Genomic DNA, 12,198 nt, shown 5'->3' with positions numbered 1-12,198 from the left:
GCCCCGCCCCGGCCCCTGCCGAGGATGCTGCTCTTTCAAGGATGCGGCCGGGTCTGTATGCTGCCGCCATGCGCGACCGTATCCGGATTCGTCCCAAGCCGATCAGCCGCTCTCACCCGAGCCGCCGGGGTTTGCTGCTGGCCGGTCTCGCCGTGCCGCTGGGCGGCGTGATCCTGGCGGGTTCCGCCCAGGCCGCCGCCGATCCCAATGCCGCGATCCGCTTCATCGACAGCCTGGGCCAGCAGACGCTGGGCATCCTGAACCAGCCGCAGCCTTTGGCGCAGCGTGAAGCGCAACTCCGGGAAGTGCTGCGCCAGGGCTTCGACCTCGCCTTCATCGGTCGCTTCGTGCTGGGGCGCCCCTATGCCTCGATGAGCCCGGAACAGGCCGCCGACTACCATCAGGCCTTCAACGATTTCGTGCTGCGCACCTATGCCAGGCGGCTGTCCGGCTTCCAGGCACGCAGCTTCGCCATCCTGGGGGCGCGCGCTGCCGGGGATACCGATACCGAGGTTTCCACCCGCATCGACCCAGCAAACGGCCAGCCGGTGCGCTGCGACTGGCGGGTACGCCAGACCGACCAGCGCCTCGGCATCATCGACGTGGCGGTGGAAAACGTCTCCATGGCGGTGACACAACGCAATGAATTCGCATCGGTGATCACCACCGGCGGGGTTAATGGCCTGATCGGTACGCTGCGTGCGCGTACCGACCGCGAGACGGTAAGCGTCTCGCGCTGAGCCGCAGGGAGGGAAGCATGACGAAAACCAAAGCAGCACGGCGCCCCGCCCTTATTCCGGGCCTGGTCTCGGGCGCTTTCCTGGCTGGCCTGACGCTGTTCGCGGCCCCCACCTTCGCCGGCCCCTATGAGGATGGCCTCGCCGCTTATGACCGCAGCGACTTCGACGCCGCGATCAAGCTGTGGCAGCCCCTGGCGGAAGCCGGCGATGCCCGTGCTCAGTTCAATATCGGCGCGCTGTATCAGGATGGCCTTGGCGTGCCGCTGGACCTGCGCCCGGCGATCTCGTGGTGGCGCAAGGCAGCGGAGCAGAATTATCCGCAGGCGCTGCATAACTTGGCGATGCTGCATATCGCCGGCGATGGCGTGTCGCAGGACATGGCGCAGGCGCGGCAATATCTCGAACGCGCCCAGGCCGCCGGATCGGTGCGCAGCGTCTACAGTCTGGCGAAGATGTATCTCGACGGCCTTGGCGGGCCGGAGAACAAGACCGCCGGCTTCGCGCTGATGCTGCGGGCCGGTGAAATGGGCCTGGACAAGGCGCAGTATAATCTCGGCAAGATGTATCGCGACGGCGAAGGCACCCACCGCGACCTGGTGGCCGCCGCTGCCTGGTTCAGCCGCGCCGCCGAGCAGAACTACGCCGCCGCACAGAACCATATCGGCAACCGCTACCTGCGCGGCGAAGGCGTGGCCAAGGACGATGCCGCCGGCCTTTCCTGGCTGACCATCGCCGCGCGCAACGGCTTTGGCCCGGCGGCTGAAAGGCTTGAGTCGCTGCGGCCACAGCTCGATGGCGCGCTGTTCGCCGAGGCCGAGAGCCGCGCCGATGTTTTCCTGAAGTCCGTCAAACAATAACCCTTAAGCCTGAGGCCGCGAGCCGATGCGTCATCTTCTCCCGGCCCTTCTCCTGTGCCTCGCAGCACTTGGTTCCGGCATGGCCCAGGCCCAGCCGGTGCCGCCGCAAGTCACCTCCGAAGTCCAGGCCATCTTGCAGGCCGGTGCCGCCGAACAGGCCCGCGACCGCGCCGCCTATGGCACGCTGCGCAATGGCGAAGTACTGGCGGCCAAGGAGCGCCAGCTTGGCAACCGCATGAGCCGCGAGCTTTCCGGCGTGGTGGCGCGCGAAGCGGTGATCGACCAGCGCCGCGGTCAGGCGGCAGCGGCTTATATTGCCGGCGTGGCACCGAGCTTCGGCCCGGCGGCCTATGCCGCCGCCGCGCAGTACCAGGCCGCCGCCCAGCCCGCCCTGCCGGGCAACTGGTACGCACCGGCCAGCGGCCCGGCCTATGCCTCGCCCCAGATCCGCCCTACCGCCTATGTTGCCGGTCCCGCCGCCGGGCGCCCCGGCCAGTGGTATGAGAATCCTTATGCGGCGCGCTACGGCTTCGAGCCGGTGAATTATGGCGCCCCGGCGGCGGCCTTGCAGCCGCAGCAGCAGCCGCTTTTCACCGCCGCCACGGGTGCCGGCATGTCGGCCAGTACCGCACCCGATGTGTGGGATCCGCTGGAGCCGATGAACCGCGCCTTCTTCGCCTTCAACGAGGTGGTGGATACCTTCCTGCTGCGGCCGATCGCCTGGCTCTATTCCTTCACGCCCGGCGTGGTGAAGGGCGGTGTGCGCAGCGCCTTCGCCAATCTGAAATCGCCCGCCGTGCTGATGAACCATACCCTGCAGGGCAGTTTCGGCGATGCCGCCACCACGGTGGGCCGCTTCGCGGTGAATTCCACCATCGGCGTACTCGGCTTCTGGGATGCCGCCAATGCGCTGTTCGACTGGAAGGGCAAGCCGGCCGATTTCGGCCAGACCCTGCACACCTATGGTGTCGGCGAAGGCCCCTTCCTGATGCTGCCGCTGCTCGGTCCGGTGAACAGCCGCGATGCCGTGGGCGGCGTGGTTGATGGCCTGGCCGATCCGCTGGTCTACATCCTCAACGACAATGCCAATCTGGCGCTGACTGCCGGCAAGGTGCTGTCGCGGCGCGAGGAACTGCTGGTGCCGCTGGATGAACTGCGCGCCGGTTCGGTGGATTACTATGCCAGCCTGCGCTCCTCCTCGCAGCAGCAGCGCCGCGGCTTCCTGCGCGGCGACACCCCCGCCTCGGCCGAGCAGCGCAAGGCCAATGACGACCTGTTCAACGAAATGAAGTGAAGGATTAGCCCATGCCCATCCACGGCCCCGACGTGGTGCTGAACGATCCCGCCTATATCCATGAGACCGCGCATATCTACGGCAAGGTGCGGCTGGAAAAAGGCAGCTCGGTATGGGTCAACGTGGCGATGCGGGCGGAGAATTTCGAGATCGTGATTGGTGAATACACCAACATCCAGGATTTCTCGATGATCCATATCGGCGGCCAGACCGCCACCCATATCGGCAGCCATTGCTCGATCACGCATCATTGCAACATCCATGGCTGCACCATCGGCGACAATTGCCTGATCGGCATTGGCGCCACCATCATGGATGGCTGCGTGATCGGCAATAACTGCATCATCGGCGGCGCCGCCTTCCTGAAGGAAGGCACCGTGATCCCGGATAATTCCGTGGTGGTCGGCGCGCCGGGCAAGGTGATCAAGACGCAGAACAATTATGTGCGGAACCGGCTCAACGCCTATCTCTACTACCGCAACGCGCTGGCCTATAAACAGGGCCAGTACCGTGAGTGGGACCAGCCCGAGACACTGAAGGCCATCGGTGAGGAAATCGCCCGCCTCAACGCCGAATTGAAGGCCATCGACGGGGGCGCCTGACCCCGGGTGGCCGCAACGCGCAGGAAAACCGCCGCCATGCCGTGTGTTCTCCTGCATGCAGAGCATAACCCTCAGCTATCCAGCCCTCGCTGGCCCCGCCCGCCGCAGCCGCGCAGCAGCGCCCATGACGGCTGACGAACGCGCACGCCGGGCCGAGGAAGACCGCGCCCTGATGGCGCGGGTGGCGCGCCAGGACCGCGCCGCCTTCGCCCTGCTGCTGCAACGCCACCTCACCGGCGCGGTGACCACGGCGCAGCGTATCCTGCTGAACCAGGCCGATGCCGAGGAAGTGGCGCAGGAAGCCTTCCTGCGGGTGTGGCAGCATGCGCCGCGCTGGCAGGTGGATGGCGCCGCCGGCTTCCGCACCTGGCTGCTGCGCATCGTGGTCAATCTCTCCATCGACCGCAAACGCCGCCCGGGCATGGATGCACTGGACGAGCAGCCGGAACCGCAAGACGACGCGCCCAATCCCTATGACCATCGCCTCGCCAGCGAGACCGAGGCGCGCATCGCCGCCGCATTAGCCAAGCTGCCGCCGCGCCAGCGCGCAGCCTTGCAGCTCTGCTTCTGGGAAGGCGAAGGCAATATCGAAGCCGCCGCCGCCCTTGGCATCAGCGTCGGCGCCCTGGAATCCCTGCTGGTGCGCGCCAAGCGCACGCTACGCGATGAATTAGGCCCCGTGCTGGGCCGGGAGGATAAGCCATGAACCTCGACCGTTTCGCTGAAATCGTTGCCGCCTATGGCGCCGATCCAGCCTTGTGGCCTGCCGCCGAACGTCCTGCCGCCGAAGCATTGGCGCAGGCATCCAGCGAAGCGCGGCGGCTGCTGGAGCAGGCCGCGCCGCTGGATGCCCTGCTGCGCCAGGCGAGTGATGCCAAGCCCGGCGCGGACCTTGCCGCGCGTATCATGGCCAGCCTGCCAGCACAAAAAGCCGTGCGGCGCGTTTCCGCCCAACGCATTTCGGCCTGGGCCGAGTTCAGCATGGCGCTGTTTCCGTTCCGCGCCGCCTGGCCGCAATTCGCCGTGCTGGCGCTGGCCTTGAGCCTTGGCATCGGCGCGGGCCTTGGTGGCCTGGAAGAAATTCTTGCGGAGGATTCGACGCCCTACGCCGTGCAGATGGTTATCGCAGACGCCAGTTTCATCCCGGAGTAACCACCATGGCCGATACCACCACCCTTGCACCGAAGCCGCGCTTCAACAAATGGCTCGCCATCGCGCTGACCGTTTCGGTGGCGCTCAATCTCGCTGCCATCGGCTGGGGCGCCAGCCGCTTTTACAAGAGCCGCGAAGTCGCCCGTGCGCCCTTCGCGCAGCTTGAGAAGCGTTTCAGCCGCCACCTGCCCGATGCGGCGGCGGCGGCCTTCCGCGCCGAACTGGAAAAGACCCGCCAGGCCGTCGGCCCAGTGGAATTCGGCAATGTGCGCCGTGGCCTCGCCACCGCCCTGGGTGCCGAGCCGTTCGATGCCAAGACGCTGAACGCCGCCATGGAACAGCAGCGCCTGCGCATGGAGCAGTTCCACCAGGGCATGCAGGCCGCCCTGCTCGCCGCCGCCCAGGCGATGACGCCGGAGGAACGCAAACGCTATGCCGACAAGCTCGGCAAGATGCCGAAGCATTGGGAGAAAGATAAGAAGTAAAAAGATTGATCCGTCATGGTCGGCGTAGGCCGACCATCCACGAGTTTTCCTTTCCAGCAAAAAATAACGCGTGGATGGTAGGCCTTCGCGTACCATGACGATGTTCGGTGGCTCTTTTCGCCCCCGGCACATTGTCAGTAGGCCAATGATCCGCTTAGATAGCCGCTCCAAATAAAAAGCCTCAAGGGAGCGGATATGTTGAACGTGGTGATCACCGGCGGCGCCGGCTTTATCGGCCAGGCCCTGACCAAGCAGCTGTTGCAGCGCGGCGAACTTACCGGCCCGAGCGGCAAGCCCGAGAAGATCAGCCGCATCACCCTGTTCGATAATGTCGCGCCGAACGATTTCGGCGACAGCCGCGTCACCGCCATTGTCGGCGATATCGGCGACCAGGCCGAGGTGCGGATGCTGATCGGCCAGGACACCCATTCGGTATTCCACCTCGCCGCCGTGGTCTCGTCCGGCGCCGAGGCTGATTTCGACCTCGGCTACCGCGTCAACCTGGCCGGCACGCGCAACGTGCTGGAAGCCTGCCGCAGCCTGGACGGCACCGCCCGCGTGGTATTCGCCTCCTCGGTCGCGGTCTATGGCGGCGCCCTCCCCGCCACCGTCACCGACAGCACGCCGCAGCGCCCGACGACCTCTTACGGCGTGCAGAAGCTGATGGGCGAATTGATGGTCAACGACTATACCCGCAAGGGCTATATCGATGGCCGCGCCGTGCGCCTGCCCACCATCATGATCCGCCCCGGCAAGCCGAATAAGGCCGCCTCCACCTGGGCCAGCTCCATCGTGCGCGAGCCGCTCTCGGGCGTCGATGCCGTCTGCCCGGTCTCGCCGGAAAGCATGATGGTCTGCCTCTCGCCGCGCCGCACCGTGGAAGCCTTCATCCGCCTGCATGAACTGCCGGGCGACGCCCTGGGCATCGACCGCGCCATGCTGCTGAACGGCATCCCGGCTTCGGCCGGCGAGATCGCCGCCGCCATGGAGCGCAACACCGGCAACCGCAAGGTCGGCAAGGTCATCTGGCAGCAGGATCCGCATATCCAGAAGATCGTCGATGGCTGGCCGCGCGCGCTGAGCAGCGACCGCTCGCGCAGCCTCGGTTTTTCGGTGGACCAGAATATCGACGAGATTGTACGCTTCTTCATCGAGGACGACCTGGACAACCAGATCAAGAGCCTCGCCTCCTGAGATAAGCAAGCCAGACATACAAGAAAGCATCATGAGCCGACCGAGCGACGCTTCCCTGGCGATGATCCGCCAGTTGATCGAAATGCCCACCGTGAGCCGGGATTCCAATCTCGACCTGATTCACTGGGTGCGCGATCACCTCAAGTCGCTCGGCGTCTCCTCCACCCTGGTGCATGATGCCAGCGGCAAGAAGGCGAACCTGTTCGCCACCATCGGCCCCGCCGATGTGCCCGGCATCGTGCTCTCGGGCCATACCGATGTGGTGCCGATCGACGGTCAGGAATGGGATACCGATCCGTTCAAGCTGATCGAGAAGGACGGCAAGCTGTGGGGCCGTGGCACATCGGACATGAAGTCCTTCGTCGCCATCGCGCTCGCCTATGCGCCGCAATTCCTGGCCCAGGACCTCAAGACGCCGATCCACTATGCCTTCACCTATGACGAGGAAGTCGGCTGCCTCGGCGCCAAGCAGCTCATGCCGGTGCTGGCCAAGATGCCGGTGAAGCCGGCGGCCTGCATTGTCGGCGAACCGACCGAGATGCAGGTGATCGCGCAGCATAAGGGCAAGAAAAGCTGGCGCGTCGATTTCCGCGGCTTCGAATGCCATTCCTCGCTGACGCATCAGGGCGTCAATGCCGTGGAGGCCGCCGCCGAACTGATCGCCCATATCAAGTCGATTGCCCGGCGCAAGCGCGACCAGGGGCCGTTCGATCCTGAATTCGCGCCGCCTTATACTTCGCTGCATACCGGCGTGGTGCATGGCGGCACGGCGCTGAATATCGTGCCGAAGGATTGCAGCTTCCTGTGGGAAATCCGCTACCTGCCACAGGACGACGTGGATGCGCTGTATCAGGAAGTGGTGGATTTCGCCCGCACCCGGATCGAACCCGAGATGAAGGCACTGCAACCCGATTGCGGCTGCTCGTTCCACCAGATTTCCGAATTCCCGGGCCTCGCCACCGACGATCACTCGCCGATCATCGAACTCGGCAAGGCGCTGACCGGCGCCAACCGGGTGCAGAAGGTCTCCTTCGGCACCGAGGCCGGCCTGTTCAGCCAGACCGATATTCCCACCATCGTCTGCGGCCCCGGCAATATCGAGCAGGCGCATAAGCCGAACGAATTCATCGAACTGGCGCAGCTAAAGCTGTGCGAGGATTTCCTCGACCGCCTGCTGCCGCGCCTGCGCGAGGGCAAAACCGGGCTGGCGGGCATCTAGCCGGCTTATTTCACGATAATGCCGCAATCTGGTCATTGAATTTTTACAATCCGGGTCTACATTAATCCTCAAGCCCGGTAGCAATGCCGGGTGGAGAAGGCACCGTCCGCAAAGCAGGATGCAGTGGCCTGCCGGTGATCCCTTCTCCCGCCCCCGGGCCTCCTAGCGGAGGCCCTTTTGATTCCGGCGGCCTCCTTACGGAGGCCTTTTGATTCCGGGGCCTATTTCCCTGCCTTTTTCACCGGCTTGAAGCGTTTCGCCACCTCGCGCGCGGCTGCCGCTTCCGATTGCAGGCGGAAACCGGCGAATTGCACTTCCTTCACCCTGCCCCGGCCATCGCGGATGCGCCGCACGCTCTCACCAAAATTGGCATAGCCGGCGGCCTGGTCGATGCGGCCTTCATCGCGGCTCACGGGCACGATCTCGCTTGCATCCATCAGCGGATTGAGCCAGGCCGGCGTGGCCACCAGCACGCGGTTGCCCATCGGCAGCCAGTCACCAGCGCCGAACAGGCTCCACCAGCGCCCGCCCCAATCGGCGACACGGCGGCTGGGCGCGCCATGGCGGGCATAAGCGCGCAGCAGATGCGCAATGCCATCGGCCCAGGGCATTGACAGGCCATCGCCGGCATTGGTCAGCACGGAAATCGCCAGCCCCGGTTCCGGCAGCACGAAGCTGCGCGTCAGCGTACCCTGGAAGCCGCCATTATGGCCGTAGAAGTCCCAATCCTGAATCTTGCCCGACATCACGCCATAGCCGTAATGCTGCTCCAGCAGGCCCGGCGGGCGCCATTGCTTGCGCAGCATGGCGCGTCGGCTTGAGACCGAAAGGAAGCTGTGCTTCGCCGCCGGATCAAGCTGCGAGAAGAAGCGCACCATATCGGCGGCGGTGGCAACAAAGCCGGTGGCCGAAGCCAGGGCATGGGCGGCGTTGTCACCCGGCACCACATGGCGCATGCCGGCCGGCGCGATGGCGCTATGGCCGCGCGCCAGGCGCCAGCCACGCCAGCGCGGCGGGCAATCCGGCAAGGTTTCTTGCAGCCCGGCGGCGGCGATCACCTCGCGCTGCATCCAGGCTCCGTAGCTCTCACCCGTCACCTGCTCGATCACCAGTCCAAGCAGGCCGAAACCATGGTTGGAATATTTGAACCGCGTGCTGCCGCCCAGCAAAGCCGGGCGTTTGAGGTCGGCGCGCAATTCGGCCTGGTTCAGGAACGGCCGCCGATCCAGCCATTGTCCGGCATCCCAGCCATCGCGGATCAGACCGGCGCTATGGGACAGCAACTCCGCCAGGGTTGCCTCGGCGATGCTCTTGTGCAGGCCGGCAACATACTGGCCAGCAGTATCATCCAGCTTCAGTCTGCCGCGCTCGCGCAGCAGCATGATGGCGGCAGCCGTGAAGCTCTTGGAATGGGAAGCAACGCGGAAACGATGGCGTGCCGTCAGCCCCTCGCCGCTGGCCAGATCGGCATGGCCGAAGGCACCTTCCGCCACCAGCTTGCCGCGATGCGCGATGGCATAGGCACAGCCCGGCTGGCGATGCTGACGCATCTGGTAATCCAGCCAGCGCGGAATGTAATCGAGGGCTGGCTTGAGCCACTTTTCCATAGTCAGTTCCCGCTGAAATTCGGCGCGCGCTTTTCCATGAAATGCGCCACGCCTTCCTTGAAATCGGCACTCTTGAAGCTGGCCAGCATCTCGGTATTGCCGATGGCGGTGGCCTCGGCGAGATTCTGGAACGCCGCCTCCCAGAGCTGGCGTTTCATCACCTGCATCGAGCGCGGTGATACCATGTCCGCCAGATCGCGGGCATAGGCGCGCACCTCGTCCAGCAAAGCTTCCGGCTTGGCGACGCGGTCCACCAGGCCGATGCGCAAGGCTTCCGCCGCATCCACCTTGCGCGCCGAAAGCATCAGGTCCATGGCCCGGCTGGGGCCGATCAGGCGTGGCAGCAGCCAGGAAATGCCATGCTCGGCGATCAGCCCCCGGCGCGAGAAGGACGTGGTGAACACCGCCGTATCGGCGGCGAAGCGCATGTCGCAATAGAGTGCTGCGATCAGGCCAAGGCCGGCCGCCGGGCCGTTGATGGCGGCGATCACCGGCTTGGGCAAAGCCGGGAAATAGCTGTAGCGCATCTGGAAGTTTGGATTGACCGTGGCGTCGAACGGCTCGCCGCCAATGGCGCGGCGGGCAATACCAGCATTGTCTTGCTGGATATTGGACAGCAGGTCCATATCGGCGCCGGCACAGAAACCGCGCCCGGCCCCGGTCAACACGATCACCCGCACGCCCGGATCGGCGGCCGCCAGGGCCATGGCAACGCGAATCTCGCCTTCCATGGTGGTGGTCCAGGCATTCAGCTTGTCGGGCCGGTTCAGCGTCACGGTGGCGATGCGGTCGCGCACCTCGTAGAGGATATGCTCATAGGTCATGGCGTTTCCTTCCCTGCTCGATGCCTCAAGCTTCCGCCAGCGCCGCCGCCAGGGTCAAGCGAAAATCTGGGAAAATCGCCATTATTCCATCGGAATCAATCGGTTATGCGTATTGACCAGGGATTTTGCCGTGGCCGGCGCATAGCTGGCCTGCCGAACTCTTCTGTTGCGCCTGTTTGTGCGCCGCACTATAAACCCGCCAACCAGCCGCAACCTTAGAGGAATCGCGCCCGGCCGCCTGTAGAGCAGGACGACCGGGCCTTTCGTTCAAGCCCATGCAAATTCGCAATATCGCCATCATCGCCCACGTTGACCACGGCAAGACCACCCTGGTTGATGCCCTGCTGCGCCAGTCCGGTTCGTTCCGCGAAAATCAGCAGGTGGCTGAGCGCGTGATGGACTCCAACGACCTTGAGCGCGAGCGCGGCATCACCATCCTGGCCAAGTGCACCTCGGTGGAATGGCACGGCACCCGCGTCAACATCGTCGACACCCCCGGCCACGCCGATTTCGGCGGCGAAGTCGAACGCATCCTGAGCATGGTGGATGGCGTGGTGCTGCTGGTGGATGCCGCCGAAGGCCCGCTGCCGCAGACCAAGTTCGTGCTCGGCAAGGCACTCGGCCTCGGCATGCGCCCGATCGTGGTGATCAATAAGGTCGACCGCTCCGACGCCCGCCCGGTGGAAGTGCATTCCGAAGTGTTCGATCTCTTCGCCGCCCTGGATGCTTCCGAAGAGCAGCTCGACTTCCCCTGCATGTTCGCCTCGGGCCGCTCCGGCTGGGCCGATGACAGCCTGGAAGGCCCGCGCAAGGACCTCGCCCCGCTGTTCGACTTGGTGGTGCGCCATGTGCCGGCGCCGACCGTGGAGAAGGACGCGCCGTTCCGCATGCTGGTCACCACGCTGGAAGCCGACCCGTATCTGGGCCGCATCCTGACTGGCCGCATCCATTCCGGTGTGCTGAAGGTGAACAGCCCGATCCACGCGCTGCGCCGCGATGGCAGCGAAATCGAACAGGGCCGCGTCACCAAGCTGTTGGCGTTCCGCGGCATCGAGCGCGTGCCGGTGGACGAAGCCGATGCCGGCGACATCGTGGCGATTGCCGGCCTCACCACCACCACCGTGGCCGACACCATCTGCGAACTTGCCGTTACCGATCCGGTGCCGGCCAATCCGATTGATCCGCCGACCCTGGCGATGACCTTCTCGGTCAACAACTCGCCCTTCGCCGGCAAGGAAGGCTCCAAGGTGCAGAGCCGCGTGATCCGCACCCGCCTGATGCGCGAAGCCGAAGGCAACGTGGCGATCCGCGTGCGTGAAAGCGACGACAAGGATGCCTTCGAGGTCGCCGGCCGTGGCGAATTGCAGCTTGGCGTGCTGGTGGAAACCATGCGCCGCGAAGGCTTCGAACTTTCCATCAGCCGCCCGCGCGTGCTGTTCCAGCAGGATGACGACGGCAAGCTGCTGGAGCCGATCGAGGAAGTGCATATCGACGTGGATGATGCCTTCACCGGCATCGTTGTGGAGAAGATGAGCCTGCGCAAGGCCGAGCTGCGCGACATGCGCCCCTCCGGCGGCGGCAAGACCCGCATCACCTTCCATGCCCCCTCGCGCGGCCTGATCGGCTATCACGGCGAGTTCCTCACCGATACGCGCGGCACCGGCATCATGAACAAGCTGTTCCACAGCTATGGCCCGCATCGTGGCACCATTCCGGGCCGCCGCAACGGCGTGCTGATCGCCAACGGCACCGGCGAAACCACGCTCTATGCGCTGAACTTCATCGAGGAACGCGGCGTGCTGTTCGTCGATCCGGGCATCGCGGTGTATGAAGGCATGATCATCGGCGAGCATAGCCGCGATAATGACCTCGACGTCAATCCGATGAAGGCCAAGCAGCTCACCAATATCCGCGCCGCCGGCAAGGACGAACAGGTGCGCCTGACCCCGCCGCGCAAGATGACCCTGGAGCAGGCCATCGCCTACATCGCCGATGACGAACTGGTGGAAGTGACGCCCAAGAGCATCCGCATCCGCAAGAAGATGCTGGACCCGAATGACCGCAAGAAGGCTTCCCGCCAGGCCGAGAATGCCGCGTAAAGCATAAAGCCGCCGCCGCTGGATTTTCCGGCGGTGACGACGGTCACAGCGACAGGCCGGGCCACAAGCCCGGCCTTTTTGCTGCGGCTTTCCTCTTGCCGTCCGCCGGCCTATCATGGCGGCGT

Annotated in this window: 12 protein-coding genes; 10 read left to right on the top strand and 2 right to left on the bottom strand. The window is 65.0% G+C overall.

Annotated elements, in window-relative coordinates; all coding sequences use genetic code 11:
• The first annotated feature begins 41 nt into the window (after positions 1-41).
• The 9 genes from ACQY7X_RS17030 to argE all read left to right on the top strand — a co-directional run bounded on the left by ACQY7X_RS17030 (position 42) and on the right by argE (position 7,543).
• On the top strand, positions 42-740 hold the full coding sequence (locus tag ACQY7X_RS17030) for an MlaC/ttg2D family ABC transporter substrate-binding protein (RefSeq protein ID WP_428246609.1): 699 nt from the start codon (positions 42-44) through the stop codon (positions 738-740).
• Positions 741-757: 17 nt separating this feature from the next.
• The gene (locus ACQY7X_RS17025; protein ID WP_428246608.1) at positions 758-1,597 is read left to right on the top strand and encodes a tetratricopeptide repeat protein; all 840 of its coding nucleotides are present in this window, start codon (positions 758-760) and stop codon (positions 1,595-1,597) included.
• A gap of 25 nt (positions 1,598-1,622) precedes the next feature.
• Positions 1,623-2,891, top strand: a complete 1,269-nt coding sequence (locus ACQY7X_RS17020) for an MlaA family lipoprotein (protein WP_428246607.1) — start codon at positions 1,623-1,625, stop codon at positions 2,889-2,891.
• A gap of 11 nt (positions 2,892-2,902) precedes the next feature.
• The gene (locus ACQY7X_RS17015) at positions 2,903-3,493 is read left to right on the top strand and encodes a gamma carbonic anhydrase family protein (protein WP_428246606.1); all 591 of its coding nucleotides are present in this window, start codon (positions 2,903-2,905) and stop codon (positions 3,491-3,493) included.
• A 124-nt stretch (positions 3,494-3,617) separates the two neighbouring features.
• Positions 3,618-4,199, top strand: a complete 582-nt coding sequence (locus tag ACQY7X_RS17010) for a sigma-70 family RNA polymerase sigma factor (RefSeq protein WP_428246605.1) — start codon at positions 3,618-3,620, stop codon at positions 4,197-4,199.
• A complete protein-coding gene (locus ACQY7X_RS17005; RefSeq protein ID WP_428246604.1) occupies positions 4,196-4,645 on the top strand; it encodes a hypothetical protein in 450 nt (149 codons plus the stop codon). The genes ACQY7X_RS17010 and ACQY7X_RS17005 overlap by 4 nt, the downstream gene beginning before the upstream one ends.
• A gap of 5 nt (positions 4,646-4,650) precedes the next feature.
• Positions 4,651-5,130, top strand: coding sequence for a periplasmic heavy metal sensor (locus ACQY7X_RS17000; RefSeq protein WP_428246603.1), 480 nt, complete (start codon positions 4,651-4,653; stop codon positions 5,128-5,130).
• 195 nt (positions 5,131-5,325) lie between these two features.
• Positions 5,326-6,324, top strand: coding sequence for a D-erythronate dehydrogenase (gene denD / locus ACQY7X_RS16995; protein WP_428246602.1), 999 nt, complete (start codon positions 5,326-5,328; stop codon positions 6,322-6,324).
• A 31-nt stretch (positions 6,325-6,355) separates the two neighbouring features.
• A complete protein-coding gene (gene argE / locus ACQY7X_RS16990; protein WP_428246601.1) occupies positions 6,356-7,543 on the top strand; it encodes an acetylornithine deacetylase in 1,188 nt (395 codons plus the stop codon).
• 221 nt (positions 7,544-7,764) lie between these two features.
• On the opposite strand, the gene ACQY7X_RS16985 is transcribed toward argE, so the two are convergent.
• Both ACQY7X_RS16985 and ACQY7X_RS16980 read right to left on the bottom strand, forming a co-directional pair.
• Positions 7,765-9,150: a serine hydrolase domain-containing protein gene (locus ACQY7X_RS16985; protein WP_428246600.1), complete on the bottom strand. Its 1,386-nt coding sequence runs from the start codon at positions 9,148-9,150 to the stop codon at positions 7,765-7,767.
• A 2-nt stretch (positions 9,151-9,152) separates the two neighbouring features.
• A complete protein-coding gene (locus ACQY7X_RS16980; RefSeq protein WP_428246599.1) occupies positions 9,153-9,974 on the bottom strand; it encodes an enoyl-CoA hydratase in 822 nt (273 codons plus the stop codon).
• 275 nt (positions 9,975-10,249) lie between these two features.
• Between ACQY7X_RS16980 and typA the strand changes: the two genes are divergently transcribed.
• Positions 10,250-12,073, top strand: a complete 1,824-nt coding sequence (gene typA, locus ACQY7X_RS16975) for a translational GTPase TypA (RefSeq protein ID WP_428246598.1) — start codon at positions 10,250-10,252, stop codon at positions 12,071-12,073.
• The last annotated feature ends 125 nt before the right edge of the window (positions 12,074-12,198 follow it).

The sequence above is a fragment of the Ferrovibrio sp. genome, assembly GCF_965278975.1.
Taxonomy (GTDB): domain Bacteria; phylum Pseudomonadota; class Alphaproteobacteria; order Ferrovibrionales; family Ferrovibrionaceae; genus Ferrovibrio.
This window is presented reverse-complemented; position numbering and strand designations above follow the sequence as displayed.

Excerpts from the sequence above, each read along its gene's own strand:
- ACQY7X_RS17030 (WP_428246609.1), top strand. The coding sequence starts at position 42 with ATGCGGCCGGGTCTGTATGCTGCCGCCATGCGCGACCGTATCCGGATT.
- ACQY7X_RS17025 (WP_428246608.1), top strand. The coding sequence starts at position 758 with ATGACGAAAACCAAAGCAGCACGGCGCCCCGCCCTTATTCCGGGCCTG.
- ACQY7X_RS17020 (WP_428246607.1), top strand. The coding sequence starts at position 1,623 with ATGCGTCATCTTCTCCCGGCCCTTCTCCTGTGCCTCGCAGCACTTGGT.
- ACQY7X_RS17015 (WP_428246606.1), top strand. The coding sequence starts at position 2,903 with ATGCCCATCCACGGCCCCGACGTGGTGCTGAACGATCCCGCCTATATC.
- ACQY7X_RS17010 (WP_428246605.1), top strand. The coding sequence starts at position 3,618 with ATGACGGCTGACGAACGCGCACGCCGGGCCGAGGAAGACCGCGCCCTG.
- ACQY7X_RS17005 (WP_428246604.1), top strand. The coding sequence starts at position 4,196 with ATGAACCTCGACCGTTTCGCTGAAATCGTTGCCGCCTATGGCGCCGAT.
- ACQY7X_RS17000 (WP_428246603.1), top strand. The coding sequence starts at position 4,651 with ATGGCCGATACCACCACCCTTGCACCGAAGCCGCGCTTCAACAAATGG.
- denD (WP_428246602.1), top strand. The coding sequence starts at position 5,326 with ATGTTGAACGTGGTGATCACCGGCGGCGCCGGCTTTATCGGCCAGGCC.
- argE (WP_428246601.1), top strand. The coding sequence starts at position 6,356 with ATGAGCCGACCGAGCGACGCTTCCCTGGCGATGATCCGCCAGTTGATC.
- ACQY7X_RS16985 (WP_428246600.1), bottom strand. The coding sequence starts at position 9,150 with ATGGAAAAGTGGCTCAAGCCAGCCCTCGATTACATTCCGCGCTGGCTG.
- ACQY7X_RS16980 (WP_428246599.1), bottom strand. The coding sequence starts at position 9,974 with ATGACCTATGAGCATATCCTCTACGAGGTGCGCGACCGCATCGCCACC.
- typA (WP_428246598.1), top strand. The coding sequence starts at position 10,250 with ATGCAAATTCGCAATATCGCCATCATCGCCCACGTTGACCACGGCAAG.